We start from the raw sequence: 26,825 nt of genomic DNA on the forward strand, positions 1-26,825 counted from the left end.
TTATTTTTAAAAAATAACTTATGCATAAGTGTTTAGAATTTTAAAGATTAGGGAAAATTCCTAACAGATGTGAAAAACATATTTTAATACTGGGAGGAATTTAGGATGAGTCAAAACAAATTAATGACAGGTTTATTAGTAGGAGCAGCAGTGGGGGTACTTATCTCACTACTTGATAGCAATACAAGAAATGATGTTGTGCAAAAATCGAAAAAAGCAGGCAGCAGTGCAAAATATTATGCTTCAAATAAAGAAGAATTAGTGCAAGCTTTCCAGCAACAAGCTGAAAGAGCTCAAAACTTGTACTCACGCATTTCAGAAGATGCTTCTTATGTGGGCAGCAAAGTGAATGAGTTGAAAGAAATGTCTCCACAAGTGAAAGAAATGGCATTAGAAACAAAAGAAGCATTTATGGATACAAAAAATGCAGTTGTTGAAACGAAAGATGATGTAATTTCAGCTGTTAAAGAAGACAACCCATCTCCAACTTCTTCTTTGACAGAGGATAAGGATTCATCTTCAAAATCAAACAGCAATTCATCGAGCAACAATTCATCTTCAAATAATAATTCGTCATCAAACAACAAATCAGGGACAGGCAATCAGTCTGGCACGAACTCAAATTCTGGGAATCGGTCATAAGCCGATTACTCCCTCAAAACCTGCAGGACAGCAAGAAAACCATAGCAGTGATCACGCAGTAAGCTACGATGTGACCACGAGAAAAGGTTTTCTGAAAGAATTGCTCCAGCGGATTAAAGACGTCGACGTGCCAGGACTTGGAGCACAGTTGGCGTTTTTTTTCCTTTTATCAATTTTTCCTTTGCTGATTTTCCTGGTGACCCTGTTGCCGTATTTATCGTTATCGCAAGATCAAATTTTTGGTTTTATGGAAGAAGTGGTTCCGGCAGAAGTTTATGTGTTGATTGAGAGCACCTTGGCAGAAATCTTAACGAATCAAAATACAGGGCTATTGTCGTTCGGTATTTTAGCAACAATCTGGTCGGCAAGCCTTGGTATGGATGCCTTGATCAAATCACTAAACCTCTCTTATAAGGTGACTGAAAACCGGCCGCTTCTTATCGCGCGTGGCATGTCGATTTTGATGACCATTCTATTGATCTTTATCTTGATTGTTGCATTGGCATTGCCTGTATTTGGTGAGCAGCTTGGATTATTAATCTTTTCATTCCTCGGCTTGGAAGAAGGATTTCTCGCTTTGTGGAGCTCAATTCGATTTACCATTCCGGCCCTCATCACATTTGTCGCTTGCGCCATCATCTATTGGTTGGCTCCAAATGTGAAGATGAATATTTTAAGCGTGTTGGCGGGTGCCGCATTTGCAGCTCTTGGTTGGATTGTCACTTCTTACTTGTTTTCCATTTACGTCAGTAACTTTGGCAACTTTTCTGCCACTTATGGGAGTATCGGGGGCGTAATTATCTTGATGCTGTGGCTTTATATTTCAGCGATGTTATTGATTATTGGCGGGCAGATCAATGCCGTGATGAGAGAGCGTCGTCACTATAATAAACAAAAAGCATCTTGAACAGTTGTTCAAGATGCTTTTTGTTTGTAGGACAAAGTGAATGTTCACCTTAGTGGGTCAGTTTCAGCTTCTAGTGTCGCATCACACTCCTACGTTTATAAAGCTTGCTGCATTCTATTAAAGAAAAAATCCGATGCCGGGTAGGCAACGGATTTTCTGCTTACTGTTCTTCGGTTGGACGGTCCTGAAATTGTTTCATCTTGTTGTCCAAGTCATCAACCATCGCAATCAACCGATCTATATCTTCGAGTTCTGTGTTCTCCGGTTCAATTGCATCTAATACTTCTAAAAACATGCTTAAGCGCTGTTTCATGTAAGAGACTTGCTGTTCTTTGTTTGTAATGGATTTCCCCATTGGTTACACCTCATTTCGCATGTTAATCGTAACGGATTATGGAGACGATTTCAATAACTATAGGTAGAACTAATTATTTTACTCGTTTATCTATTTAGAATATTTACTTAATATAAAGTTTGTGTTAAATTAAGTTTAATCAAAAGAGAGGGGAGGCCGAAGGGAATCAGCGAAACCAAACCACAACATCAGGAATATCAAAGGAGGCGGTTCGCACATTTCATCGGTGTCTTAACCGAAAATGGGATTATGAAACATAACTTACCTGTATATAAAACGTAAAGGCTCATCCACAATCTGGAAATCAGATGCGGAATGAGCCTTTTATGATGGTTAACGGATTTCGAAAGTTTCAATGATTTCAATTGAATCCTTGACCGACTGAACCATCGAACAGTTTTTTCGTGTTAACTCCATAATGCGTGGCATTTTTTCTCTAGTGATATCGCCAGTTACGACAAAATGCAGATGGACCTTTTCAACCCGATCTGCTTCTTCTGCATTGCGGACAATCTCTTTGACCTCGATTTGAATATCTTCAGCAGGCATTCTCATTTTATCAAGCACTTTTCTCATAACCCCACCGCTGCACACAGCCAATGATGAAACAAGTAATTGATACGGACGAAATCCATACTCTTCATTGCTTGAGATTTCGAGTTCACCAAAAGGTAAATATCCGGTAAAGCCATTTTTGTTCATAGAATAATTCATCTGTTAACGCCTCCCTATGTTAGAATTGTATCTGAATTCTTATTAAATACAAAAGAACGGGCTTGTTCGGGGAGGCATCATGAAAAGTTTTTTGAAAAGTGAACGTGGCCGGTTCTGGATTTTGGTGGCAATCGTCTCCATTTCTGGTTTCTCGCAAGGCATGCTGCTGCCGCTTATTGCAGTGATTTTTGAACAAGATAGTGTCTCGTCTGCATTAAATGGATTAAGTGCCACCGGCTTGTACGTAGGAACGCTGGTAGTCGCACCATTTATGGAGCCGCAGCTGCGAAAATTTGGCTATAAGCCGTTAATTTTAGTGGGTGGGGGACTGGTCATTCTTTCTCTTTTGCTTTTTCCGTTATGGAAATCCGTACTTTTCTGGTTTGTGCTCCGCATATTAATTGGAATAGGTGATCAGGCGCTGCATTTTTCGACGCAAACCTGGATTACGAGTACGTCACCGCAACACAGGCTGGGTCGCAATATCGCTATATACGGAATGTCATTCAGCATCGGTTTTGGGGCGGGTCCTCTGTTTGTGCCGATGGTAGAAGTGTTCGAGGCGTTGCCATTTATTGTTTCAGGAATTCTTTGTTTAATTGCCTGGTCATTGGTCTTTCTATTAAAGAACGACTTTCCGGAATTTTCTGGAGGCAGTATGACTGCAAGAGGAACATTAGGACGGTTTAAAGCAGCTTTGATTATCGCATGGGTCGCGTTCCTGCCGCCGCTTGGCTATGGTTTTTTGGAGGCCTCGCTTCATGCCATCTATCCAGTTTACGCTTTGCGGCAGTCGATAGAAGTAGGAATGGTTTCTATCATGCTTGCTGCTTTTTCATTGGGAGCGATTGCGACACAATTGCCACTGGGAAATTTAAGCGATCGGATTGGCAGAAGAAAGGTGTTATTGCTGATCTTAGCAGGTGGATCTGCAACCTTTGCAACTGCAAGCTTCTACGAATCCAATGCCTGGCTGACCGTTTCACTTTTTGCACTGGCGGGCATGTTTGTAGGCTCCACGTTTTCGCTAGGCATTTCTTATATGGCAGATTTGATGCCCAAAGACTTATTGCCGACGGGGAACTTGCTGTGCGGAATCGCATTTAGCATTGGGAGTCTGGCGGGGCCATCGCTCGGTGGATTATTTATTGAATACTCTGGAGGGCTTAGTTTTTTGCTGCTGATCTCCGGGATTTTGCTGTTGATTTTGCTGTTAATTGCGATGAAAGGCAACACTAAAAGAGCAGATGCGTTATAAAGTAGTGTTAAAAAAGCTGGACCGGAGAATAACTTTCTCCGGTCCAGCTTTTTTTGTTATTAAGAATTCAACGCACAGGGTCATAAGCCACTCTGGCTATGCGGCTGAAAACATGCCGCACAGCCAGCGCGTCTTATGCCCGTCGAATCTACACGGGCGCTTGCGCTTTTCTTTGTCCAGACTCCAGCGCCCAAGTCCTAGGGTCATAAGCCCCTCCAGCTGTGCGGCTGAAAATATGCCGCTTCGCCGGAGCGTCTTATGCCCGTCGGACTTACACGGGCGCTTGCGCTTTTCTTTGGTGTCCAGGCTTCAGCAGCCAGATTCTAGGGTCATAAGCCACTCTGGCTATGCGGCTGAAAACATGCCGCACAGCCAGCGCGTCTTATGCCCGTCGAATCTACACGGCAGCTTGCGCTTTTCTTACTTCAATACCAATTTTGTTACGGATTCGACTTGTGCGGTTTGTGGGAACATGTCTACCGGTTGAATGTATTCGATTCGGTAGATTTTTGTTAGTTGCTGCAAATCCTTTGCCAATGTGGAAGGGTTGCACGATGTGTAGACAAAGCGTTTCGGTTTTACTTTCAAGATGGTTTTCAGCAGCGAATCCGCCAATCCAGTACGCGGCGGATCGACCGTCAGCACATCAGGAACGAATCCTTCGTTGCTCCAAAGCTCTAGCCATTTTTCTGCTGTACCTGTCACATACTTCGCTGCATAGCCTTGCTTTTTGGCATTGGCTTTTGCATCGACGACACTTTCGTGAATAACGTCCATCCCACGAATTTCTTTGGCACTGTCTGCCAGCCAAAGGCCAATGGTGCCGACGCCGCAATAGGCATCGACCACTTTTTCCTGGCCGGTCAATTCAGCAGCGCGTTTGATTTCATTGTATAAATGAACGGTTTGTGTTGGATTGAGCTGGAAAAAAGCACGTGCTGACAAGTCGAATGCCAATTCACCTAACTCTTCATGAATGGTGTCTTTGCCGAACAATGTGATCGTCTCATCTCCAAAAATAAGGGAGGTTTTTTCTTTGTTGATGTTTTGGACGATGGATACAAGGTTCGTATCAATTTTTTTCAGACGTTTCAGCAATAATTCTTTTTGTGGAATTTTCGATCGTGTTGTTACTAAAACCAGTTGGATTTCTCCAGTTTTAACACCGGTGCGGACGACAATCGTCCGGATAATGCCCTTCATGGTCTTGCCATCGTAAATCGGCATTTTCAGTTCTTCTAAAATCCGTTTGACTGCATTGGTAATCACCGTCGTATCCGGATGTTGAACGATGCATTGCTCAATATCCAACAATTGATGGGAACCTTCTGCGAATAAGCCAGCGATGACTTTCGAGCCTTTCAGGCGTGTTTGGAATTGGCTTTTGTTGCGGTAATGCCACGGGTCTTCCATGCCGATAGTTTTTTCGACATGGACTTTTGTGCCTTTCAAGTACCGCTCCAATGCCTGCACAACAAGATCTCGTTTTTCGACCAGTTGCTGGTCATAGGTCATATGCTGTAATTGGCAGCCGCCGCATGCCTCGTAAATCGGGCACGGGGGTGTTTGGCGGTGAGGTGAAGACGTGCGCATTTTGACAATCCGTGCTTCTGCAAAGTTGCGCTTAACTACAGTTACTTGCGCGGTAATTTCTTCACCCGGCAATGCTCCAGGGACGAATACTACATTGCGCTTGAAATAGCCAATGCCTTCGCCGTTAATGCCGAGCCGTTTAATGGTCATCGGAAATTTTTGGCCTTCTTCAATAATGGGTTTATCGTTCATGGGTTTCACGTCCTTCAGCTAATCATCCCCCCATTATAGCCTTATTTGTAGATATCAGCCAGTGCCGATCGTAAGTTGGGGAACTTGAACTGAAAACCATGCTGTTCGAGTACAGTAGGCAGGACCCGCTGCCCTTCAAGAACCAATTGGCTTTTATCGCCTAAAGCTGTTTTTAATGCAAATGATGGCACTGGAATCCAATGAGGCCTGCGGAGCACATGTGCAATCTCTTTGCCGAATTCTTTCATTTGTTTTGGCTGTGGAGATGCAACATTAAATGCCCCTCGTAGTTGATCGTTATCAATCGCAAAAATCAATGCCCGTGCGGTGTCTTTTACATGAATCCATGACAGCCATTGTCTGCCGGAGCCCACCGTGCCGCCTCCAAATAATTTATACGGCAAAGCCATGAGCGGCAGTGCCCCTTCATCTTTTCCAAGAACGATCCCGAATCTGCCGCACGCTACCCGCAATCCGTAATCCTCTGCTCGTGCAGCTAGAATCTCCCAATCACGGACAGTTTGTGCCAGGAAATCAGATCCGCGATCGGCGGAAGCCTCTGTATAAGTAACTGTTTCCGATGGTGGATAAATACCAATAGCGCTGGCGTTCACAAGCACTTTTGGTTTTTGGTTCAATTTCTCAAAAATTCGCAGCAATTCATTGGTAGCATCCATACGGCTTGAGTAAATCAGTTTTTTCTGTTCTTCACTCCAACGCCCATCATTTATGGAAGCGCCGGCTAAATTGACAAAAGCATCAATGCCTTCAAGCTGTTTTTCAGGAAGGGCCTTTTGTGTCAGCCATTCGACGTATGTAATATTACCGGAAGGGGCTTTTGGTTTTCTTGTCAAAATGATTACTTCATCCCCTCGTTCCAACAGCATGCGTGTGAGTTCTCTACCTACAAATCCAGTTCCGCCAGTAATTGCTACTTTCATTTTCAACGCCTCCAATTTTTATTGTAATTAGTAAAACTAAAGGTCCAGCCATGCCATTTCTATGTCTTAGAGTTTTGACATTTGATAATGCTGGACTCAACTCCAGATATGCAAGGCATAAATATATATACAGCATACCCTTTTAGGCGTCCGGCTATGCCATTGTTTGCCTGGAAGGTGTATAATACAAGAAGAAGAGAGGTGCCAGTAAATGCCGATTATTTCAAAAATCACGCAGGGAAAGAAAAATCCTGAAAGGTACAATATCTTTTTTGAAGATAAGTATGCTTTTAGCGTGGATGAAGCGGTGCTTGTCAGGCATCAGCTCACAAAAGGGAAAGAGTTGGACCAATGGACCATCGAAGAAATTAACTTCGAGGATGAAGTCCGCAAAGCCTATAACAAAGCTCTATACTATCTTGGGTTCCGAATGAGGAGCGAAGGAGAAGTACGCCAGAAACTGAAAGAAAAAGAATACGGAGATGCCGTAATAGATGAAGCTGTTAAAAAATTGTATACGCATAACTTTCTGGATGATCAGCAATTCTCAGAGGCGCTGATGCGGACGCAAATCAAATCGGGCAAAAAAGGTCCGCGTGCAATTCAGCAGGATATGCAAAAGAGAGGGATTGACAAGCAAATGCAAAAAGATGTTCTGGATTCTTATTCCGAGGAAGAACAATTGGAAATTGCCAAAGCCCTTGCAGAAAAAATTGCACTTAAGGAAAAGATGAAAACACCAAGTCAAATCCACCAAAAAATCAGCGATACGTTGCTGAGAAAAGGCTACAACTATTCGCTGATTAAACTAGCGATTGCAGAGCTGGACCTCGAAAAAGATGACGATCAATGGTCGGAAATTGTCGCAGAACAAGGAGATAAATTATGGCGCAAGCACAGTTCGAAACTGACAGGCTATGATTTAAAGTCAAAAGTTAAACAGGGGCTTTACCAAAAAGGTTTTCCTGGTGAAGTGATCAATGATTACCTGGATAAAAAGGAGCTTGAAGATGACTGAAGAAAAGCGCTATAGCGATATGACAGAACATGAACTTCGCGGGGAGATTGCACGTCTGAAAGAAAAAGCCCGAAAAGCTGAACAGTTAGGCATTGTCAATGAGTTTGCTGTGCTGGAGCGAAAAGCCGTAATGGCAGCAGCTTATCTTGTAGACCCTGCTGATTTTAAAAAAGGGGAAGTATACCGCATTGAAGGAGACCCCAATGTCTATTTCCAAATTGATTACTTAAAAGGCCTTTTTGCCTGGGGGTATCGCATGGGTGGAGAAAAACATACAGAGGCGCTGCCGATTTCCATGTTGCGTCCGTTAAAAGAAGGGAAGTAAGCAGATGAAAGAAATTATTGATCAATTAACAATCGAATTAATGGAAAAAAATCCGAATTTATCAGAAGAAAAAGCACGGATTTGGATAGAGTTATTGGCTTCTGACTTTGAATCTTCCTACGCTAAAGCTGGATACGACTATCAGGGAACAGCGGTTGTGGAAAAAGTGATGCGCCAGTGGATTGACAGCTATGGCGACAAAATACATGAGTTTGCGAGCACCAATCCCAAATACACACACTTGCTTAAAGATTAACGAAAGAGTTTTAAAAGCTTGGTTTCTATACTGTTAAGTTTGCTCAAGCATAAAAAAGAAAACGCGCACCTTGAGGTGTGCGTTTTCTAATTGTGGCTAAAATCCAATTTTTTTCTTAGCTTATCTTCACTGAAGATCCATCCAGTGTAGGAATTGATGATTTTAAACTCTTTGTCCAGATGCGCCACTGCAACAAAAGGGTAATAATCGTTGCTGCGGTAACGCAGATCAATGAGTCTTACTTCAAACACATCTCCGTATTCATTAATCTCCCAACGGTACAATGGTGAAAAGGAGATGAATGCGGCGATGTTCTTATCTTTTAACGCTGCTTGGATCAAGCTGTTCTCAGGCAACTCTTTTTTCATAAACTTATCATAGATATTGATGGTCCGACCGTATGCTCGGCCAACGTAATGGTGGCGGTCTGTATCTGCAGCTACCCGCCAATGGAAAAAGCGCATCGTTGGTGCGACAAAAACTTCTGCGGCTCCCGGAATCGTATTTCGCACGGCGTGCTTGATGGCAGCCTGCACCGCAAATCTTGCAATATAATAGAAGAGCATAGCAACATACAAAATGCCAACAGTCCAAACAGGGTCGGCACCAAATGCCCAAATCGTTAAGGCCAGCACATGTGCTCCAAAAATGATGGGGTCAAACGTGTTGATCACGCCAAGTGCAACCCACCGATTGGAAAATGGACGGAGAGCTTGAGTCCCATACGAATTGAAGATGTCGACAAACACATGCATAAAGACGGCTAGAAAAGTCCAAAGCCATAGGTGGAGCAGATTGGCTTCTGGAAAAATAAGAGATAGCCCGCCCGCAATCAATAACGGCCACGTCAGTACTGCAGGAATCGAATGGGTAGCGCCACGATGATGCCGGATATATACGGCGTTGTCGCGAAGTTTTAGGACGGTGTCAACGTCCGGTGCTAAAGAACCGATAATGACACCGGAAACAACTGCGGTCATGGTGACGGGGTGGCTGGCGACAGCCGGATCGGCCATTGCGAGGCCGCCAAGAGCAATGCCCATGACGATATGCGTTCCTGTATCCATTGCCTCATTTCCCCTCTCTAACGAAGTTAATTTTACCCCACTTTTACGGACAGCAAAACTCCCACTTGAAGGTGGGAGATCCACTGACCGTAAAAGTCTGATTGAAGTTTCTCTTTATGGGGAATTGAAAAGTTTTGTTAAAATAAACTCATTCCTCACTTCCGTATATACCCGAAACGTGATTGGAATAATCAAACCGAATGGAGGCAAACCTTATTAATATAGAAAAGATGCAATTTCAACATGACTTGATCAGCTGGTTTGCGGCAGAAAAAAGAGATTTGCCTTGGCGACGAACAGCAGATCCTTATCAAATCTGGATCTCAGAAATTATGCTGCAGCAAACACGAGTAGATACGGTTATCCCTTATTATAAACGCTTTATCGAGAAATTTCCTACTTTGAATGACTTGGCTGAAGCCGACGAACAAGTCTTGCTGAAGCAGTGGGAAGGGCTGGGTTATTATTCCCGGGCACGCAACCTCCAGGCCGGAGTCAAAGAAGTAGCTGAGAACTATGGCGGAATTGTTCCGAATAACCGGAAAGAAATTTCTTCTTTAAAAGGTGTTGGCCCTTATACAGCAGGTGCGGTCTTGAGTATTGCATACGGTGTTCCGGAGCATGCCGTAGATGGCAATGTTATGCGTGTATTATCACGCATCCTGCTGATAGAGGAAGATATCGCCAAACCGAAAACACGAAAAATCTTTGAAGAAGCTGTTACCGAAATCATCAGCCATGAAGACCCTTCATCATTTAACCAAGGCTTGATGGAGTTGGGTGCCTTAATCTGTACGCCTACTTCACCAAAATGCTTGTTGTGTCCAGTCCGTGAACATTGCGCCGCTTTTCACGAAGGCAAGCAGCATGATCTGCCAATCAAAACCAAAGCGAAAAAAACAAAATCACTGCAATACGCTATGGTTGCAATCCGCAATCAAAACAAAGTGCTGATGGAACAGCGTCCGACTACTGGATTGCTGGCAAATATGTGGCAATTCCCGATGCTGGAAACGACAGCAGATGTGCTGCCGCTCGAAATCGAAGAGCAGCTGTCTGAAAGTTTGAAAGGCGTGGTGGACAAAGCCGAGAAAATTACTTCTTTCAAACATGTCTTTTCTCATTTAACATGGAATGTGGATGGCTTTATTGCCGACAGTGAAAATATTGTTGCACCTGCTCATATGAGATGGGTGACAGCCGAAGAATTGGATTTATTGCCGATTGCAGGACCGGTCCAAAAAATGAAAACAGCTTTACAGCAAAGAGGAGATGTTTGATGATGACAGAACAAAAAGTAGCATTGGTGACAGGCAGCAGCAGAGGTCTCGGCAAGGCGATGGCGATTGCTCTTGCAGATCAGGGGTATGACATCGTTGTCAATTATGCACGCAGCAAAACCGCGGCACTTGATACCGTAAAAGAAATCGAAGCAAGAGGACAAAAAGCTTTATTGGTCCGTGCAAATGTCGGAGATGTCGAGAAGCTCCGCGGCATGTTTGAGACCATTAAAGAAGAATTTGGCCGCCTGGATGTTTTCGTATCGAATGCAGCTTCCGGTGTGTTGCGCCCAATCATGGAATTGGAAGAGTCTCATTGGGATTGGACTATGAATATCAACGCGAAAGCGATGCTGTTTGGCGCGCAAGAAGCAGCGAAATTGATGGACAAAGGCGGCAAAATCGTTGGCATCAGTTCACTTGGATCGATTCGTTATTTGGAAAATTATACAACGATAGGAGTTTCAAAAGCAGCGGTAGAGTCCATTACACGCTACTTAGCTGTTGAACTGGCACCCCTTGGAATTGCTGTCAATACAGTGTCTGGCGGAGCGCTTGATACAGAAGCATTAAAGCATTTTCCAAACCGTGAAGATTTGTTGAACGATGCCCGCGTCAATACACCAGCAGGCCGAATGGTCGAGATTGAAGACATGGTCAAAGCTGCTTTGTTCCTGATTTCTTCTGATTCAGATATGATCCGAGGCCAAACAATTATTGTGGATGGTGGGCGTTCGGTCGTCATGTAATCCCTTGGTTCTTCTGCCTTATTGCTGTATGTTTTCAGAATTGATTGATATAATACTGAAATAGCAGATAAATAAAGGCTTAGACAAGAAGGTGGGATAGTACATGGCGATTCCTGCGGAGGGTGAAACAATCCAAATCCACAGTTACAAACACAACGGCCGAATCCACCGTGTCTGGCAGGAAACAACTGTACTGAAAGGTACGAACAACATTGTAATTGGTGCAAACGAACGGACGCTAGTGACAGAATCCGATGGCCGAACCTGGTTGACGCGTGAGCCGTCAATCTGTTATTTCCACGCAGAGCATTGGTTCAATATCATCTGTATGCTCCGAGACGACGGTGTTTATTATTATTGCAATGTCAGTTCCCCATTCGTTTATAATAATGGCTCGTTAAAGTACATCGATTATGACTTGGATGTAAAAGTGTTTCCAGACATGTCTTACACGTTGTTGGATGAAGACGAATATGAAGACCATAAGCGGCAAATGGGTTATCCTGAAGTGATCGATCAAATTCTCCATCGAAATGTGGAGAAGCTGATTGGCTGGATCAAACAGCGCAGAGGGCCATTTGCCCAGGACTTTATCGAAGTATGGACGAACCGCTATGAATTTCATAGATTAAACCGGATTCGTGATTAAGATGAAAACCTGTTGCTTGCCAACAGGTTTTTCGTTTTGAATAGAATGGAGTGAAAGTGTTGAGCAGTATGAAACGCTATATGCAATTCGTCAAACCGTATTATTGGCAAATTGCGCTAACGATTTTTATCGGGATATTCAAGTTTGCGATTCCGCTTTTTATCCCATTGCTGATTAAAATCGTCATTGATGACATTATCGGTGCGGATGCACTGTCGAATGCTGAAAAGCTGGAACAACTTTATTTATGGCTTGGAGGAACGGCAATTGTCTTTTTCCTCCTGCGCCCACCAATTGAATACTATCGCCAATATTATGCACAGTATGTCAGCAATAAAATCCTTTACGACATCCGCGGCTATCTTTATGGCCATTTGCAGCGGTTGAGCTTGCGCTATTATGCCAATACACGCGCAGGTGAAATCATTTCACGCGTCATTAATGATGTCGAACAAACTAAAAACTTCGTTATGATTGGATTAATGAATGTTTGGTTGGATCTCGCAACAATTCTGATCGCGATCATCATTATGCTGACGATGGACGTATCTTTAACTATCGTGGCGTTGTTGGCATTCCCGTTCTACGCATTCAGCGTCAAGTATTTCTTTGGGCGGCTTCGCGACTTGACCCGGGAGCGTTCGCAAGCTTTAGCCAATGTTCAAAGCTACTTGCATGAGCGTGTGCAGGGCATGAGTATTATCAAAAGTTTTGCACTTGAGAAGCATGAACAGAAAATTTTCAATGACACAAACGATCAGTTTCTGGAAAAAGCCATCGACCATACGAAATGGAATGCCAAAGCATTTGCGGTCGTCAATACCATTACGGACGTTGCGCCTTTATTGGTTATCGGCTATGCCGGTTACCAAGTGATTGAGGGCAATCTGACGCTGGGTACGATGGTAGCATTTATTGCTTACATTGAACGGCTTTATAATCCACTGCGCCGTTTGGTGAATTCTTCAACGACGCTGGTGCAGTCACTGGCCTCTATGGACCGCGTTTTTGAGCTGATCGATGAAGATTATGATGTGACCGACAAGGAAAAAGCGCGCGACTTGAAAGTAGTCGACGGCAAACTGGAATTCCGCAACGTTTCTTTCCATTACAATGATGGCGGATCGGAAGTGCTGACGGATTTAAACTTTACCGTGAAACCGGGAGAAACGGTCGCATTTGTCGGAATGAGCGGCGGCGGGAAATCGACCATCGTCTCGCTGATTCCTCGATTCTACGATGTGACAAGCGGCGGCATCTACATGGATGACCACGATTTGCGTGATGTGACGACCCATACTTTGCGTGATCAAATCGGTTTGGTTTTACAAGACTCCATTCTCTTCAGTGATTCTGTGAAAGCCAATATCCTAATGGGGAAACCCGGAGCAACGGATGAAGAAGTAATCGCAGCTGCGAAAGCAGCCAATGCGGACGAATTCATTTCGCAGCTTCCGGAAGGCTATGACACGAAGGTCGGAGAGCGCGGCGTGAAATTATCCGGCGGGCAAAAACAGCGTGTAGCGATTGCACGAGTGTTCTTGAAAAATCCCCCAATTTTGATTTTGGATGAAGCCACATCTGCCCTCGACCTTGAAAGTGAAGCATTGATTCAAGATTCATTGGAGCGTTTGGCACATGACCGGACGACGCTTATTGTTGCACATCGTCTTTCGACGATTACTCATGCGGACCAAATTTTAGTGATTGATCACGGCAAACTTGCCGAAAGCGGGACGCATAATGAACTAATGAAACAACAGGGCGTTTATTCTAGCTTGTTCCAAGTTCAGCATTTTAATTGATTTTTTCTCGAAGCCTCCAGTTTTTGGAGGCTTTTTTCTATGCTCCCAATTTTCTGCAGACCAAAAAAGATATTGCATTAATAATACTATTACGTATAATTGAAAGAAGGAGAATAATCTGAATCATTTTTGTGCAAAAGGGGGATCATCATGAACGAACGCAAAACCATCTTAGACGTTAAAGGTTTGAAAACATCCTTTTTCACAGATGATGGAGAGATACCAGCAGTAGACAATGTAGATTTTTACATACGAGAAGGTGAAGTCCTTGGCATCGTCGGTGAATCAGGATGCGGGAAAAGTGTTACCTCACTATCGATAATGGGGTTGGTTCCAAGTCCTCCAGGAAAAATTACAGGAGGCGAAATTTTATTTCAGGATAAGGATTTGACAAAATTATCCGAGAAAGAAATGAGGGGAATCAGAGGCAACGATATTGCGATGATTTTCCAGGAACCGATGACTTCGCTCAATCCATTGTTCACGATTGGCGATCAACTTCGTGAAGCAATCAAAATCCACAAGCGGGATTGGTCGAAAAAACAAATTCAAGAACGCGGCATCGAAATGATGAAGTTGGTAGGTTTGCCACGTCCGGAAGGATTGATGAAAGAATATCCGCATCAGCTTTCAGGCGGCATGCGCCAACGAGTCATGATCGCAATGGCCTTGTTATGCGACCCGAAAGTATTGATTGCAGATGAACCGACAACAGCACTTGATGTCACAATTCAATCGCAAATTTTGAAACTGATTAAAAACTTAAATGAACGCTTGAATACGGCTGTTTTGTTAATTACTCATGATTTAGGGGTAGTGGCCGAAACTTGTGAACGGGTTGTTGTCATGTATGCGGGCAAGGTGGTTGAAGAAGGTCCGGTCCATACCATATTCAACGATCCGCAGCATCCATATACGAAAGGTTTGCTGGAATCGGTTCCTGATATGCGTTTTAAAAAAGAGCGTTTGTACTCAATTCCTGGCAACGTTCCAAAGCCGGGAACGATCAAAACGGGCTGTAAGTTTGCTGCGCGCTGTGAGTTTGCGTTTGACCGCTGCATAGGAGAAACGCCGGAACTGTACCAAACAGCGGATAATCACCAAACCCGTTGTTTCCTATTTGATCCGAAGGAGGTACAGTCGCATGACAGAACCGTTGTTAAAAGTTGAAGGGCTGAAAAAGTATTTTCCGATTAAATCAGGCATCTTAGGCAAAGTCAGCAACCATGTAAAAGCAGTAGATGATGTGTCATTTACTGTTCAAGAAGGTGAGACTTTGGGTATTGTTGGCGAATCAGGCTGTGGGAAATCCACGACTGGACGCATGCTGATGCGCCTTCTGGAACCAACAGAAGGAACCGTAACCTTTGATGGCCAGGAATTGACCAGCTTGTCCAATAACGATATGCGCAAAGCACGCCGGGATATTCAGATGGTTTTCCAGGATCCATATGCGTCATTAAATCCTCGCCACACGATTGAAAAAATACTGATGGAGCCGCTCAATGTCCACGACATTGGCGACCCGAAAGAACGCAAAAAGAAAGTTCACGAGTTTTTGGAAATTGTTGGCCTGAGCAGCTATCACGCAAAACGTTACCCGCATCAATTTAGTGGTGGGCAGCGTCAACGGATCGGCATTGCACGTGCCTTGATGACAAATCCAAAACTGATTATCGCGGATGAACCTGTATCAGCACTTGATGTATCGATTCAGGCACAGGTTTTAAACTTGATGCAGGATCTACAAAAAGAGCTGAAGCTGACATATATTTTCATTGCCCATGATTTAGGGGTGGTTCGCCATATCAGCGATCGTGTCGGAGTTATGTATCTCGGGCAAATGGCAGAGCTTGCGAATACCGAAGACTTGTACGAAAAACCATTGCATCCCTATACACAAGCTTTATTAGCTGCTGTTCCGGTACCTGACCCTGCGTTCGTCCGGGAAGAAGTCGTTATTACAGGAGATGTTCCAAGCCCGGCAAATCCACCGAGCGGATGCAGGTTCCATACGCGTTGTCCGTTCAAAATGGATATTTGTTCACAGGCTGCGCCAATTTTTGCAGAAGTTGAAAAAGGTCATTCTGTAGCTTGCCATCTTTACGAAGAATGCAAGCCGCAATGATAATAAATAGAAAAAATGGAGGGGTTAATTTGGGGAAGAAAAAGTTCTTAACATGGGCATTTCTGTTGCTGTTATTAGTATCGACAGCTCTTTATGGCTGTAGCTCTGATGATGCATCAGAAAACGGCGAAAGCGGCAGTGAAGGTGAATCTGCAGAAGAGAAAACATTGATTTTTGGGCGCGGAGGCGATTCGGTATCTCTTGATCCAATTACAGTTACAGACGGTGAATCTTTTAAAGTGACAAAAAACATTTTTGATACATTGGTAAACTTCGGTGAACAGGATACAGAAATCGAACCTGCGTTGGCTTCTGAATGGACAGCTTCCGAAGATGGCTTGACGTATACATTCACATTGACAGAAGGCATTAAATTCCATGATGATACTGATTTTAATGCAGAAGCAGTAGTGAAGAACTTTGAACGCTGGGCAGCTGGTGACGGCGAACAATTCCCTTATTACGGTTCTATGTTTGGCGGATATGGCGATGATGAAGGACATGTTATCGAATCTGTTGAAGCAACAGGTGATTATGAAGTGGTCTTCACGTTAAAACGTCCTCAGGCACCATTCCTTAAAAACTTGGCAATGAGCCCATTTGCGATTGCATCACCAACTGCATTTGAAGCAGCAGGCGATACTTTCGGCGATAATCCAGTCGGGACAGGACCATTCGAATTTGTTGAATGGAAACGCAATGACACAATCACAATTGCAAAATTTGATGATTATTGGGTAGAAGGCGAGCCGAAATTGGATCAAGTGGTATTCCGCGCGATTCCAGATAACTCAGCTCGTTTAAACGCTTTACTATCAGGAGAAATTGATTTGGCAGACGGAATCACACCTTCTGATGGTGCGACAATCGAAGCAGATGAAAACCTCCAATTGTTTGAACGTCCATCTATGAACGTTGGCTACCTTGGCATGACGGTAACACGCGAACCTTTCGACGATCCTTTAGTGCGTCAGGCATTTAACCATGCAATCGATAAGCAGGCACTTGTAGACGCATTTTACGAAGGCCGTGCTGAAGTAGCGAAAAACCCGATTCCACCGGTAATCAGTGGCTATAACGACAGTATTGAAGGTTATGAATTTGATCCTGAACGTGCAAAAGAATTATTGGCTGAAGCTGGTTTCCCAGACGGCTTTGAGATGGAACTTTATGCAATGCCAGTTCCACGTCCATATATGCCGGATGGCCAAAAAGTGGCAGAAGCCATTCAAAAGAACTTGGCTGATGTTGGCGTAACTGCTGAAATCGTGTCATTCGAGTGGGCGACTTACCTTGAAAAAGCTGCAAACGGAGAAGCTGATGCATTCCTATTGGGATGGACTGGCGATAACGGCGATGCCGACAATTTCCTTTATGCATTGCTTGACCAAGACAATGTCGGTACAAATAACTACACATATTACGAAAATCAAGAACTGCATGATGTCTTAATCCAGGCGCAATCAGAAGTAGACGAAGACCTGAGAAATGAATTGTACATGCAAGCTCAGGAAATCATCCATGAAGATGCTCCATGGGTACCGCTTGCGCACTCTACCCCGCTACTTGCTGGTGGTAGTAACGTAATCAATTTCAAAGCACATCCAACAGGTTCTGACAAATTGGCTTCAGTAGATTTAGAGTAGGCAATACTCAGGGAGGAAGTCGGATGATTTCCTCCCTTTTTTCTTCCTGTTATACATATTGCAAGAGATGGAGAGGTGAAGAAGATGCTTCACTATATCGGCAGGCGGCTTCTACAGTTAATCCCAGTTTTACTCGGTATGACATTTATCGTATTTATGATCATCCGCGCAATTCCTGGTGATCCTGCACAAGTCATCCTTGGCCAGCAAGCATCCGAAGAAGCGATAAAAGCATTACGAACAAATTTGGGGTTAGACAATCCCTGGTACATTCAGTACTTTGATTACTTAAAAGGACTGGTAACAGGAGATTTAGGAGAGTCACTTCGTACACGAACTCCTGTAGTAGATGAAGTATGGCCTTATTTAGCGGCAACAATTGAACTTTCTTTATTTGCTATTATTATTGCAGTTGTAATCGGAATCAATGCAGGCATTATTTCAGCCTGGTTCCAGAACTCTTGGTTTGATTACACGGCAATGATCGTTGCATTGATTGGTGTATCTATGCCCATCTTCTGGTTAGGTTTAATGAATCAATGGATTTTCTCTATTGAACTTGGAATTCTTCCAACAACGGGGCGTGAAAACGTTCGGGATCCTGTAGACGTCATCACCAATTTTTATGTAATTGATACCTTAATTGCAGGAGACTTCGATCAATTGGCTACGGTTTTGAAACACCTAGTATTGCCGGGAACGGCGCTAGCGACAATACCGATGGCGATTATTGCCAGAATGACGCGTTCAAGTATGCTAGAAGTGATGCGATCAGATTATGTCCGCACGGCTCGTTCGAAAGGCTTATCGATGTTTTGGGTCGTTTACAAGCACGCACTTAAAAACGCCATTATTCCTGTATTGACGATTATCGGACTTCAAATGGGACTGTTGCTTGGCGGAGCCATTTTGACAGAAACCATTTTCGGTTGGCCTGGAATTGGACGGTATATCTACGAAGCAATTGGCTTCCGTGATTATCCAGTTATTCAGTCAGGCATTTTAATTGTCGCGTTTATCTTTGTTATGATCAATCTATTTGTCGATCTGCTATACGGCTTGGTCGACCCACGCATTAAATATGATTAGGAAGGAGGAGACGTACATTGGCTGAAACAGTAATCAAACAAGAAGAAGCGGAAATGCAAAAAGTCGCAGGTCCTTGGAAAGAAGCTTGGCGTGGTTTTCGCAAAAGTAAAGTAGCCGTTGTCGGAATGGGGATTGTCATTTTCTTTATTCTGCTCGCCATTTTTGGACCGCTTCTTACACCGCAAGGCATCAATGAACAAAATCTGTCTCAACGGCTTATGCCTCCTTCTTCTACAAATTGGATGGGGACGGACGATTTTGGCCGGGATATCTTATCCCGTGTTGTATACGGCGCTCGAATTTCATTATGGGTCGGATTTTTAGCGGTAATCGGTTCGGTGGTTGTCGGAAGTATTCTAGGAATTTTAGCTGGTTATTACGGGCGCTGGGTGGATACAATTATTTCCCGCATCTTCGATATCATGCTGGCATTCCCAAGTATCTTATTGGCAATTGCAGTTGTATCGGTTCTTGGACCGTCATTGCGCAACGCTTTGATCGCGATTGCAATCATCAACGTACCAAACTTTGGCCGGTTGATCCGTTCCAAAGTATTGAGCATCAAAGAAGATGAATACATTATGTCGGCAAAAGCAATCGGCATGAAAGATAATCGGATTTTGGTATCGCATATCCTGCCAAATTCGATGGCACCAGTTATTGTCCAAGGGACACTCGCCATTGCGACTGCTATTATTGAAGCGGCAGCGCTTGGGTTCCTTGGACTTGGAGCACAGGCTCCATCACCAGAATGGGGCAAGATGCTGGCAGATTCGCGTTCGTATTTGACGAATGCGCCTTGGACCATGATTTTCCCTGGGGTTGCCATCATGTTAACCGTGCTTGGTTTTAACTTAATGGGCGATGGTTTGCGCGACGCATTAGATCCGCGAATGAAGTCATAAAAAAAACGTGTGAGGCCCATGGCCCCACACGTTTTTTTATATCGCGTCTTCAAGATCGCTGTCAACTTCTTCTGAATGGTAATTCAAGTATGCAATAATCAGCAAATCCAAATGTTCCAGTTGTTCTTCGTAATCCAATATTGCCGATAGCACATGCATTAAATGATAAACCGAAAACTCATCATCATTTTCTTCGTGTGCCAAATTGATTTCTTTTACAAAAATGGTCATGACTTCATTGCGTTTCATAATGGCATCTGCACCAGATCCTTCGCTATGATCTGGCCGCAGTTTGCCGACGTATTTCATGTAAAGCTGTTCGTGGTAGCTCGCTAAACTTTCCAGTCGCTCTTGGACCATCATGTGAAAGTGCTCGGGTAGTTCCATCAATTCATTTTCAAAGCGATTCAAACGCCTCAAAACTTCCAAGCTTTTTTTGGAGGTGGCAATCATTTGACGATAAAGCACCAATTTACGTGCTTTGGCATATTGTTGTTTTTTGGTGTAGCTGCGTTCTTCCTTGTAAAACAAATACCATTGATCGACTTTTAATAGCTTTTCCGTTAATTTTTCGATATCTTCTTTAACCGATGCATGATCAGATGCGTGGCGGATCGATACTCGGATCCAGCGAATGACTTCTTCGCTGACCTCATGGATGGACGTGAAGAGCCGTGTTTCGTATTTGGGTGGCAGGAAAATCATGTTCACCACAAAGGCCGATAGAATACCAAGCATGACCGTACCGATTCGCAGAGAAGCAAATGTCAAGAAATTACTGGAGTGGGAATCCATAATGATGATAATGGTGACCAGAGTTAACGGAACGGTATTTTCCAGTTTTAACTTCAACATAAGTGCAATCGCTAAAATTGCGGCCGCACCGATCGTTAAGTAATTGCTGCCAAGCGTCAAGACGAAAATAATAGCAATGGCTGCGCCAATCAAATTTCCATAAATCTGATCGAGCAAAGTAAGATAAGAGCGATAAATAGAGGGCTGGATAGCGAAAATAGCCGCGACGCCGGCAAAAACAGGAGAAGGCAATTCCAATAAGTTGGCCAAAAACAAGGCCAAAGAAATGGCCACGCCGGTTTTTAGAATACGTGCACCTAATCTCATTGACTCAAGGACTCCTTCCTCATAATATGATTTTTACTAATTATAACTGTTTAAATGCTTCGCGGACGGCTTGAATGGAAACTTCCACATCTTCTTTTGTATGTTCAGTCGTTAAAAACCACGCTTCGTACTTGGAGGGAGCCAAATTAATTCCTTGTTCGAGCATTAATTTAAAGAAGCGGCCAAAGATTTCCCCATCTGTTGCTTCTGCTTGTTCGTAATTTTCGACGGTTACATCGGTAAAGTAAATGGTCAGCGCACCTTTTAATCGATTAACGGTAATGGTCACACCAAATTCTTTAGCAGCAGCTAAAATGCCTTTCTCAAGCTGAGCGCCGAGTTTGTCCATTTTCTCATAAACGCCTTCTTCGCGAAGTACTTCTAAACAAGCAATGCCGGCTTGAATTGATGCGGGATTGCCTGCCATCGTGCCTGCTTGATAGGCAGGTCCTAAAGGAGCTACTGTTTCCATAATCTCTTTTTTCCCGCCATAAGCGCCAATTGGAAGCCCACCGCCGATGATTTTTCCAAGTGCTGTCAGGTCTGGCACTAAGCCGAGCATGTCTTGAGCCCCGCCGTATTGGAAGCGGAAAGCTGTGATGACTTCATCATAAACAATCAAGGCCCCTTTTTCATGAGCAATGCGGTGAACTTCCTCGAGGTAGCCTGGTTTCGGTTCAACGATCCCAAAGTTCCCGACAATCGGCTCGACTAAGAGACAGGCAATTTCTTCGCCCCATTGCTCCATTGCTTCTGAGAATGCCTGCGGATCGTTGAAAGGAATGGTGATCACTTCTTCGGCGATTGATTTTGGTACACCGGCCGAATCCGGTGTACCGAGTGTCGCAGGACCCGACCCGGCAGCGACAAGAACCAAGTCGGAATGGCCATGATAGCAGCCAGCAAATTTCATGATTTTGGTCCGGCCGGTATAAGCGCGTGCTACACGGATCGTCGTCATGACTGCCTCGGTCCCGCTGTTGACGAAACGAACACGATCCATGTTCGGCATTGCTTGTTTCAGCATCTTGGCGAAAGTGATTTCGTGGCGCGTTGGCGTACCGTACAACAGTCCGGTTTCTGCTGCATGTGTAATGGCCTGCGTGATATGCGGGTGCGCATGTCCGGTAATAATGGGACCATAAGCCGCCAAATAGTCGATGTATTTATTGCCGTCAACGTCCCAAAAATAAGCGCCTTTTCCACGTTCCATGGCGATGGGAGATCCGCCGCCTACCGCTTTAAAAGACCTGGATGGGCTGTTAACGCCACCTACGATATGTTCTAATGCTTCTGCGTGAAGTTCCTCTGATGTCGAATGATTCATTGGGTAAATTGCCTCCTATTGATTAATCTATTCCTTATTGTAGACAAAGTCGTTCGGAAACGCCAAAGAAATTGAAACTGGCGCCCTGGTTCGGTACGATAGAGAAAAGAAAAGGAGTGATGAAGATGGCTGCATTGGAAGGTACACTGGCACCAGAATTCTCATTAAAAAATGAGGCAGGAGAAACAGTTTCACTGAAAGATTTTTCTGGCAAAAAATATGTGGTTCTTTATTTCTATCCAAAAGATATGACACCTGGCTGTACAACACAAGCATGTGATTTTCGTGATGCACAGGCAGATTTTTCAGCACTAGATGCCGTTATTTTGGGTGTCAGCGCCGATTCAGAAGACCAGCACAATAAGTTTATTGAAAAACATGGCTTGCCATTTTCGCTCTTGGTAGACGAAGATCACCACGTTTCGGAAGATTATGGTGTATGGGTTGAAAAAAATATGTACGGCAAAAAATTCATGGGCATTGAACGCGCGACCTATTTGATCGATCCGACAGGAACGGTAGTAAAAGAATGGCGCAAAGTAAAAGTTCCGAATCATATTGAGGACGTACTGGAAACTTTGAAAACGGTCAGCAATCAGTAAGAAAGGGGACAAGCATGGAAATTCTCTTTACATTTATTCCAAAAGAAGATCAACAGCAGAGACTGAAAACTGAATTTCCGCAAGTTGAATTCCATTTTCTTTATAAAGATAAAACGCGTTTGGCGTCTGCCGACATTATTGTGACGTACGGGGAAGACCTGACAGCAGAAGATATTGCAACTGCTGAAAAAGTGCAATGGATTATGGTTGCCAGTGCCGGCATTGAAAAGCTGCCTCATCAAGCTATTGCAGAACGCGGCATAACTGTATCCAATGTGAAAGGCATCCACAAAATACCGATGGCTGAATCTGCTTTGGCTCATTTATTGTCGGTAAAACGGTCACTTCCGGCGATTTATGAAAATCAGCGCAACCAGGAATGGAATCGAAAAGTCCGTTCATCCGAGTTGCATGGGTCGACAGCGCTCATTCTGGGGCCTGGCGCCATTGGTTCTGAAATCGGCCGTTTGCTTCAAGCGTTCGGTGTCCGTACAATCGGCTGCAACCGTTCTGGAAAACAAGCTTCGCATATGGATGAAATGGTCTCTTTTGAAAATATTTTGGACAAGCTTCCCCAAGCAGATTATGTGCTTTCAATTTTGCCGAGTACCGAGGAAACGAAATACTTGTTAACAAAAGACCATTTCAGCGCAATGAAAAACACCGCCATTTTCATGAACTTTGGAAGAGGAGACTTGGTGTTGGATGACGTTCTTCTTGAAGCGCTGCAAAAAGAAGAGATTGCCTATGCGGTATTGGATGTTTTCGAGCAGGAACCGCTGCCGGCAAATCATCCTTATTGGGCGATGAACAATGTAGTTGTGTCGCCTCATGTTTCCAGCCACTCCGGCAAGTATGTGGAACGCGCACTGGATCTCTTTATTCCGGATCTCAAAAAATGGCTCGCTGACCAAAGCGTCCCGGCAAATCTGGTCAATATGGAAAAGGGGTATTGAGCATGAAAATTTACACGAAAACTGGCGATAAAGGAACGACTTCACTGGTTTATGGCGCACGGATTGCAAAGAACGATGCGGTAGTTGAGGCATATGGAACGTGTGACGAAGCGAATTCATTGATCGGCCTGGCAATTGGGCACATGAATGCCGAGTTTTTTGAGGAAAAAGAAGCGCTTTGCGAAGTTTTTCATGAAATCCAAACGACTTTATTCCATGTAGGCGCCGAACTGGCTACGCCCAAAGGAAAAGAAGTGAAATGGAAATTAGAAGAACAGGATATTTTTAAGCTCGAGCAATGGATCGATCTGTACGATGCTGAGGTTCCGCCGCTCAGCAACTTCATCCTGCCGGGAGGTCATCCGTCCGGTGCCGCTCTTCATGTGGCACGAACAGTTGTCCGAAGAGCTGAACGTACGGCTTTGTCGATTGGGTCCGATGTTCCCCCGAACGTTCTGGCTTATTTAAATCGCTTGTCCGACTTTTTGTTCGTCGCAGCACGTCTAGTCAACCAACGTCTTGGGCGTAAAGAAAAAGGGCTGCACGAAAAATAAACCGAATCATGCGTGGCAAACGGCGGCACTATAGTGATTTCTTGACATCCACCACACTCATTAGGTACACTGTTTATAACGATTATAATGTAAGAATATCTATGAAGTGAGGTGCACAGCGATGTCTGAAGTAAAATTAAAAGACGCGCTTGATGCTTTGAAGTCAACAGGTGTAAGAATCACACCCCAACGCCACGCGATTTTGGAGTACATGATTCATTCTACAACGCACCCAACAGCGGATGACATTTATCGCGCGCTTGAAAAAACGTTTCCTAATATGAGTGTTGCAACTGTTTACAATAACTTACGCGTGTTTAGAAAAGCGGGACTGGTCAAAGAATTGACGTATGGAGATTCTTCAAGCCGTTTCGATTTTGTTACACACGACCATTATCATATTATCTGCAACGATTGCGGAAAAATAGTTGATTTCCATTATCCAGGACTGGATGAAGTTGAACATTTAGCTTCCCATGTCACAGGATTCCAAGTAGATTATCATCGCCTCGAAATTTATGGAACATGCCAGGGGTGCTTAGGAAAAACGGCAAAAGCCCAATAATTTTGTAAGCAAAGAAGCTTCTCGCTAGCTAGCAGGAAGCTTCTTTTTTGATGCAAAAACACCCAGCGAAGTTTTGATTCGCCGGGTGTTTTTATTGTTGTGAACTTTTTTTGTTGTAGTCCTGATCAAATTCTTTTCCTTCAAGCGAACGGTCCATCGTTAACGGCTCATTGCAGTGCATGCAGATATCTACACGGCCAAGCATTTTTGTATGTTTTCCACAATTAGGACATTGGACGGGAACAGTTTTCATAGACAGCAAACCGATCCAACCGTAGACAGCTGTACTTCCGATAATCGCGACAACACCCAGCAGCATGAAAATTACCATAACAACAGGATAATTTCTGAAATAAATGCCGACATACATGATGACGATTCCGATGAAAATAAGCGCTAATGCAAACGTCCGAATGCGATTGATTTTATTTTTATAAGGTTTCATGGTTTATTTCCTCCTTGCATCCATCATACTATATCATAAATACCCTTAAAAAGTGATATCGGTTTTCAAATGAAGGAATTGGCAATAAATATGTCGAAATAAAGAAAAGCGGAAGCCAGTACACCTGGTTTCAATGTCTGAGAAACAGAGAACGGGAATCCCGGCAGACTAAAGGGGAAATCGAACGCGCTGCAGTTCATTGGCATTCATGCTGTTTGGTTTATAGCGGAATGCGATAAAGACAGCAAGGAGTGAAAATTGATGGAACAAATCCTACGACCCATTTATCAGGAACGCGCCAGCCAAGAAAGTACACTTGGGGTGATTCTAGTAGAGAAGAGAGAAAAGGTCAGCCAGATAACAGACACCTTTGATTCGATTCTGCTGATCATCACCAAGGAAAACGAAACACCTGTTTTTACTAAGCATTATACGTATCTAGATAAAAAGGCCGCTATGCACATCGTTACGGAAAAACAACTACATAAATGGCTGTTGCTGGGCACGAACCGGAAAATCGTTGACTGGCTTTTTTACGGCCGTGTTATTTATGACCGCAATGAATTCATGGAAAAGCTGAAAACGGAATTGAAAGACTATCCGTTCTATGGCCGGAAAATTAAGATGGGCATAGAATTTGCCAAGCTGATACGCCGCTATATGGAAGGGAAAGTTTTCTTCGAAGAAAAAAATTACATGGATGCCTATCATCACATGGTGGAGTCATTGCATCATTTAGCGCGGCTGGCTGTGCTTGAAAATGGGTTGCCGCCAGAAGTGACGGTCTGGTCTCAGGTGAAGCAAATGGAACCTGCTATCTATAAGCTTTACGAAGAATTGATATCCAGCGACGAGCCCATCGACAAACGTCTGGAACTTTTATTTCTGGCTAGTGAGTTTTATATCCATTCACGGACGCAGGACGGCGCTCTCCATATAAGAGAAGTTATGGAAAAGCAAAGCAGCTGGACAATACAGGAATTGCACGAACAGGAAGAGTTAAAAAACTATTCGTCTAATCTGGAAGTATTTATTGAATACCTGATAGATAAAGACTTGATTTTTATTAACGGGGTTACCACTAAAAGTGAGGGGATCTTCCATCGCTATTATTATGTAAAAAAATAAAAAAGAGTGAGTGGTGATTTTTTTCACTTTTTCTTGGGAACGAAAAGTTTAGCATGGTGCATTTACTGGTGATTCAAGCTGGAGTTTTGTTTTAGTAAGATTGATAACTGAAAAAGCGGGTAGCATAATCCTGCTGCGGTACTTAAGAGTAAATAGATACGATGTTTCTTAATAAAGTATTATATGAAGGAAGTAGAGAAGCCCTTGCTGGAATCTGTCTATTCGGACTCCGTCAACGGCTTCTTTTTTCTGTGGCACCAATGGTTTAAAAAGTAAAGGAATAATGATTTGATGAGATGTTTGTTTTTTTATTTACGATGTTTAAACTTTTTTTGCTTTAATCGTTGACATTCTCCAATGAAATGTATTATGATAATACACGTCGCTAAGAGAAATTAAGTTTTTCGCAATAATAAAAAGGCTTGACTCTTTCATCAAACGGTGATAACTTAGAGAAGTTGCTTTTACAGGACGGACACATTGAACCTTGAAAACTGAACAGCAAAACGTCAACAAAACGCAACGGCCGCGCAAAACGGCCCGCGCAAAACTACTGATCAGCGTTATGCAGATCACGAGCGAATCGCGCGTCTTCGGACCGCGAAAC

General features: G+C 43.7%; 28 protein-coding genes. 20 read left to right on the top strand and 8 right to left on the bottom strand.

Going from position 1 to position 26,825, the window contains the following annotated elements:
- The first annotated feature begins 105 nt into the window (after positions 1-105).
- Positions 106-642, top strand: coding sequence for a YtxH domain-containing protein (locus AC4EG4_RS17285; RefSeq protein ID WP_490988525.1), 537 nt, complete (start codon positions 106-108; stop codon positions 640-642).
- Between the two features lie 70 nt (positions 643-712).
- Complete coding sequence (locus tag AC4EG4_RS17290; protein ID WP_490988526.1) at positions 713-1,549, top strand: YihY/virulence factor BrkB family protein; 837 nt, start codon at positions 713-715, stop codon at positions 1,547-1,549.
- Positions 1,550-1,709: 160 nt separating this feature from the next.
- Here AC4EG4_RS17290 and AC4EG4_RS17295 read toward each other — a convergent pair whose 3' ends face one another.
- Complete coding sequence (locus AC4EG4_RS17295) at positions 1,710-1,904, bottom strand: SE1561 family protein (protein ID WP_490979993.1); 195 nt, start codon at positions 1,902-1,904, stop codon at positions 1,710-1,712.
- Between the two features lie 333 nt (positions 1,905-2,237).
- On the bottom strand, positions 2,238-2,618 hold the full coding sequence (locus AC4EG4_RS17300) for an OsmC family protein (RefSeq protein ID WP_490979992.1): 381 nt from the start codon (positions 2,616-2,618) through the stop codon (positions 2,238-2,240).
- A 79-nt stretch (positions 2,619-2,697) separates the two neighbouring features.
- Between AC4EG4_RS17300 and AC4EG4_RS17305 the strand changes: the two genes are divergently transcribed.
- Positions 2,698-3,876 (top strand): MFS transporter, encoded by a 1,179-nt coding sequence (locus tag AC4EG4_RS17305; protein WP_490988527.1) that lies wholly within the window; start codon positions 2,698-2,700, stop codon positions 3,874-3,876.
- Between the two features lie 420 nt (positions 3,877-4,296).
- Here AC4EG4_RS17305 and rlmD read toward each other — a convergent pair whose 3' ends face one another.
- A complete protein-coding gene (gene rlmD / locus AC4EG4_RS17310) occupies positions 4,297-5,661 on the bottom strand; it encodes a 23S rRNA (uracil(1939)-C(5))-methyltransferase RlmD (RefSeq protein ID WP_490988528.1) in 1,365 nt (454 codons plus the stop codon).
- Positions 5,662-5,702: 41 nt separating this feature from the next.
- Complete coding sequence (locus AC4EG4_RS17315; RefSeq protein ID WP_490988529.1) at positions 5,703-6,602, bottom strand: TIGR01777 family oxidoreductase; 900 nt, start codon at positions 6,600-6,602, stop codon at positions 5,703-5,705.
- 211 nt (positions 6,603-6,813) lie between these two features.
- On the opposite strand from AC4EG4_RS17315, the gene recX reads away from it, so the two are divergent.
- Genes recX through AC4EG4_RS17330 form a run of 3 tightly spaced genes read left to right on the top strand, consistent with a single transcriptional unit; the run spans position 6,814 to position 8,201 of the window.
- Positions 6,814-7,620 (top strand): recombination regulator RecX, encoded by an 807-nt coding sequence (gene recX / locus AC4EG4_RS17320; protein WP_490988530.1) that lies wholly within the window; start codon positions 6,814-6,816, stop codon positions 7,618-7,620.
- Positions 7,613-7,945: a YfhH family protein gene (locus AC4EG4_RS17325; protein ID WP_490979987.1), complete on the top strand. Its 333-nt coding sequence runs from the start codon at positions 7,613-7,615 to the stop codon at positions 7,943-7,945. The genes recX and AC4EG4_RS17325 overlap by 8 nt, the downstream gene beginning before the upstream one ends.
- Before the next feature lie 4 nt (positions 7,946-7,949).
- Positions 7,950-8,201: a YfhJ family protein gene (locus tag AC4EG4_RS17330; protein WP_490979986.1), complete on the top strand. Its 252-nt coding sequence runs from the start codon at positions 7,950-7,952 to the stop codon at positions 8,199-8,201.
- An 86-nt stretch (positions 8,202-8,287) separates the two neighbouring features.
- Here AC4EG4_RS17330 and AC4EG4_RS17335 read toward each other — a convergent pair whose 3' ends face one another.
- Complete coding sequence (locus AC4EG4_RS17335) at positions 8,288-9,268, bottom strand: metal-dependent hydrolase (RefSeq protein WP_490979985.1); 981 nt, start codon at positions 9,266-9,268, stop codon at positions 8,288-8,290.
- A gap of 230 nt (positions 9,269-9,498) precedes the next feature.
- Between AC4EG4_RS17335 and mutY the strand changes: the two genes are divergently transcribed.
- The 9 genes from mutY to AC4EG4_RS17380 all read left to right on the top strand — a co-directional run bounded on the left by mutY (position 9,499) and on the right by AC4EG4_RS17380 (position 19,519).
- Positions 9,499-10,548 carry an A/G-specific adenine glycosylase gene (mutY, locus tag AC4EG4_RS17340; RefSeq protein ID WP_490980048.1) on the top strand — a complete coding sequence of 350 codons (1,050 nt, stop codon included), beginning with the start codon at positions 9,499-9,501 and terminating at the stop codon, positions 10,546-10,548.
- Between the two features lie 2 nt (positions 10,549-10,550).
- Positions 10,551-11,297, top strand: coding sequence for an enoyl-[acyl-carrier-protein] reductase FabL (fabL, locus tag AC4EG4_RS17345; protein WP_490980047.1), 747 nt, complete (start codon positions 10,551-10,553; stop codon positions 11,295-11,297).
- A gap of 103 nt (positions 11,298-11,400) precedes the next feature.
- On the top strand, positions 11,401-11,946 hold the full coding sequence (ntdP, locus tag AC4EG4_RS17350) for a nucleoside tri-diphosphate phosphatase (protein ID WP_142829796.1): 546 nt from the start codon (positions 11,401-11,403) through the stop codon (positions 11,944-11,946).
- 59 nt (positions 11,947-12,005) lie between these two features.
- Entirely contained in the window at positions 12,006-13,751 is a 1,746-nt protein-coding gene (locus AC4EG4_RS17355; protein WP_490979984.1) for an ABC transporter ATP-binding protein, read from the top strand.
- A 150-nt stretch (positions 13,752-13,901) separates the two neighbouring features.
- On the top strand, positions 13,902-14,921 hold the full coding sequence (locus AC4EG4_RS17360; protein WP_490979983.1) for an ABC transporter ATP-binding protein: 1,020 nt from the start codon (positions 13,902-13,904) through the stop codon (positions 14,919-14,921).
- Complete coding sequence (locus tag AC4EG4_RS17365) at positions 14,896-15,879, top strand: ABC transporter ATP-binding protein (RefSeq protein WP_490979982.1); 984 nt, start codon at positions 14,896-14,898, stop codon at positions 15,877-15,879. The genes AC4EG4_RS17360 and AC4EG4_RS17365 overlap by 26 nt, the downstream gene beginning before the upstream one ends.
- A 29-nt stretch (positions 15,880-15,908) precedes the next feature.
- On the top strand, positions 15,909-17,525 hold the full coding sequence (locus tag AC4EG4_RS17370) for an ABC transporter substrate-binding protein (RefSeq protein ID WP_490979981.1): 1,617 nt from the start codon (positions 15,909-15,911) through the stop codon (positions 17,523-17,525).
- Between the two features lie 84 nt (positions 17,526-17,609).
- The gene (locus tag AC4EG4_RS17375) at positions 17,610-18,614 is read left to right on the top strand and encodes an ABC transporter permease (RefSeq protein ID WP_142829938.1); all 1,005 of its coding nucleotides are present in this window, start codon (positions 17,610-17,612) and stop codon (positions 18,612-18,614) included.
- 53 nt (positions 18,615-18,667) lie between these two features.
- Positions 18,668-19,519 (top strand): ABC transporter permease, encoded by an 852-nt coding sequence (locus AC4EG4_RS17380; RefSeq protein ID WP_490980046.1) that lies wholly within the window; start codon positions 18,668-18,670, stop codon positions 19,517-19,519.
- 36 nt (positions 19,520-19,555) lie between these two features.
- Here the strand turns inward: AC4EG4_RS17380 and AC4EG4_RS17385 are convergent, their stop codons facing one another.
- Together AC4EG4_RS17385 and AC4EG4_RS17390 are read right to left on the bottom strand one after the other, a co-directional pair.
- Positions 19,556-20,641, bottom strand: a complete 1,086-nt coding sequence (locus tag AC4EG4_RS17385; RefSeq protein WP_490979980.1) for an FUSC family protein — start codon at positions 20,639-20,641, stop codon at positions 19,556-19,558.
- Positions 20,642-20,681: 40 nt separating this feature from the next.
- Positions 20,682-21,968, bottom strand: coding sequence for a glutamate-1-semialdehyde 2,1-aminomutase (locus tag AC4EG4_RS17390; protein WP_490988531.1), 1,287 nt, complete (start codon positions 21,966-21,968; stop codon positions 20,682-20,684).
- A gap of 125 nt (positions 21,969-22,093) precedes the next feature.
- On the opposite strand from AC4EG4_RS17390, the gene bcp reads away from it, so the two are divergent.
- The 4 genes from bcp to perR all read left to right on the top strand — a co-directional run bounded on the left by bcp (position 22,094) and on the right by perR (position 24,645).
- Positions 22,094-22,570 carry a thioredoxin-dependent thiol peroxidase gene (bcp, locus tag AC4EG4_RS17395; RefSeq protein WP_490979978.1) on the top strand — a complete coding sequence of 159 codons (477 nt, stop codon included), beginning with the start codon at positions 22,094-22,096 and terminating at the stop codon, positions 22,568-22,570.
- Between the two features lie 14 nt (positions 22,571-22,584).
- Entirely contained in the window at positions 22,585-23,526 is a 942-nt protein-coding gene (locus AC4EG4_RS17400) for a D-2-hydroxyacid dehydrogenase (protein ID WP_490988532.1), read from the top strand.
- Positions 23,527-23,528: 2 nt separating this feature from the next.
- On the top strand, positions 23,529-24,080 hold the full coding sequence (locus tag AC4EG4_RS17405) for a cob(I)yrinic acid a,c-diamide adenosyltransferase (protein ID WP_490979976.1): 552 nt from the start codon (positions 23,529-23,531) through the stop codon (positions 24,078-24,080).
- Positions 24,081-24,201: 121 nt separating this feature from the next.
- Positions 24,202-24,645, top strand: a complete 444-nt coding sequence (gene perR / locus AC4EG4_RS17410; RefSeq protein WP_490979975.1) for a peroxide-responsive transcriptional repressor PerR — start codon at positions 24,202-24,204, stop codon at positions 24,643-24,645.
- A 91-nt stretch (positions 24,646-24,736) separates the two neighbouring features.
- On the opposite strand, the gene AC4EG4_RS17415 is transcribed toward perR, so the two are convergent.
- The gene (locus AC4EG4_RS17415) at positions 24,737-25,090 is read right to left on the bottom strand and encodes a YgzB family protein (RefSeq protein ID WP_490979974.1); all 354 of its coding nucleotides are present in this window, start codon (positions 25,088-25,090) and stop codon (positions 24,737-24,739) included.
- A 261-nt stretch (positions 25,091-25,351) separates the two neighbouring features.
- Here AC4EG4_RS17415 and AC4EG4_RS17420 point away from each other — a divergent pair, with 261 nt between their 5' ends.
- Positions 25,352-26,218, top strand: a complete 867-nt coding sequence (locus AC4EG4_RS17420) for a nucleotidyltransferase-like protein (RefSeq protein WP_490979973.1) — start codon at positions 25,352-25,354, stop codon at positions 26,216-26,218.
- Positions 26,219-26,825: the final 607 nt, after the last annotated feature.

It is taken from the genome of Planococcus sp. TJ-201 (assembly GCF_058268495.1).

Bases quoted from the DNA above. Each gene is read 5' to 3' on its own strand.
- AC4EG4_RS17285 (WP_490988525.1), top strand. From the start codon at position 106: ATGAGTCAAAACAAATTAATGACAGGTTTATTAGTAGGAGCAGCAGTG.
- AC4EG4_RS17295 (WP_490979993.1), bottom strand. From the start codon at position 1,904: ATGGGGAAATCCATTACAAACAAAGAACAGCAAGTCTCTTACATGAAA.
- AC4EG4_RS17300 (WP_490979992.1), bottom strand. From the start codon at position 2,618: ATGAATTATTCTATGAACAAAAATGGCTTTACCGGATATTTACCTTTT.
- AC4EG4_RS17305 (WP_490988527.1), top strand. From the start codon at position 2,698: ATGAAAAGTTTTTTGAAAAGTGAACGTGGCCGGTTCTGGATTTTGGTG.
- rlmD (WP_490988528.1), bottom strand. From the start codon at position 5,661: ATGAACGATAAACCCATTATTGAAGAAGGCCAAAAATTTCCGATGACC.
- AC4EG4_RS17315 (WP_490988529.1), bottom strand. From the start codon at position 6,602: ATGAAAGTAGCAATTACTGGCGGAACTGGATTTGTAGGTAGAGAACTC.
- recX (WP_490988530.1), top strand. From the start codon at position 6,814: ATGCCGATTATTTCAAAAATCACGCAGGGAAAGAAAAATCCTGAAAGG.
- AC4EG4_RS17325 (WP_490979987.1), top strand. From the start codon at position 7,613: ATGACTGAAGAAAAGCGCTATAGCGATATGACAGAACATGAACTTCGC.
- AC4EG4_RS17330 (WP_490979986.1), top strand. From the start codon at position 7,950: ATGAAAGAAATTATTGATCAATTAACAATCGAATTAATGGAAAAAAAT.
- AC4EG4_RS17335 (WP_490979985.1), bottom strand. From the start codon at position 9,268: ATGGATACAGGAACGCATATCGTCATGGGCATTGCTCTTGGCGGCCTC.
- mutY (WP_490980048.1), top strand. From the start codon at position 9,499: ATGCAATTTCAACATGACTTGATCAGCTGGTTTGCGGCAGAAAAAAGA.
- fabL (WP_490980047.1), top strand. From the start codon at position 10,551: ATGACAGAACAAAAAGTAGCATTGGTGACAGGCAGCAGCAGAGGTCTC.
- ntdP (WP_142829796.1), top strand. From the start codon at position 11,401: ATGGCGATTCCTGCGGAGGGTGAAACAATCCAAATCCACAGTTACAAA.
- AC4EG4_RS17360 (WP_490979983.1), top strand. From the start codon at position 13,902: ATGAACGAACGCAAAACCATCTTAGACGTTAAAGGTTTGAAAACATCC.
- AC4EG4_RS17365 (WP_490979982.1), top strand. From the start codon at position 14,896: ATGACAGAACCGTTGTTAAAAGTTGAAGGGCTGAAAAAGTATTTTCCG.
- AC4EG4_RS17375 (WP_142829938.1), top strand. From the start codon at position 17,610: ATGCTTCACTATATCGGCAGGCGGCTTCTACAGTTAATCCCAGTTTTA.
- AC4EG4_RS17380 (WP_490980046.1), top strand. From the start codon at position 18,668: ATGCAAAAAGTCGCAGGTCCTTGGAAAGAAGCTTGGCGTGGTTTTCGC.
- AC4EG4_RS17385 (WP_490979980.1), bottom strand. From the start codon at position 20,641: ATGAGATTAGGTGCACGTATTCTAAAAACCGGCGTGGCCATTTCTTTG.
- AC4EG4_RS17390 (WP_490988531.1), bottom strand. From the start codon at position 21,968: ATGAATCATTCGACATCAGAGGAACTTCACGCAGAAGCATTAGAACAT.
- bcp (WP_490979978.1), top strand. From the start codon at position 22,094: ATGGCTGCATTGGAAGGTACACTGGCACCAGAATTCTCATTAAAAAAT.
- AC4EG4_RS17400 (WP_490988532.1), top strand. From the start codon at position 22,585: ATGGAAATTCTCTTTACATTTATTCCAAAAGAAGATCAACAGCAGAGA.
- AC4EG4_RS17405 (WP_490979976.1), top strand. From the start codon at position 23,529: ATGAAAATTTACACGAAAACTGGCGATAAAGGAACGACTTCACTGGTT.
- perR (WP_490979975.1), top strand. From the start codon at position 24,202: ATGTCTGAAGTAAAATTAAAAGACGCGCTTGATGCTTTGAAGTCAACA.
- AC4EG4_RS17415 (WP_490979974.1), bottom strand. From the start codon at position 25,090: ATGAAACCTTATAAAAATAAAATCAATCGCATTCGGACGTTTGCATTA.
- AC4EG4_RS17420 (WP_490979973.1), top strand. From the start codon at position 25,352: ATGGAACAAATCCTACGACCCATTTATCAGGAACGCGCCAGCCAAGAA.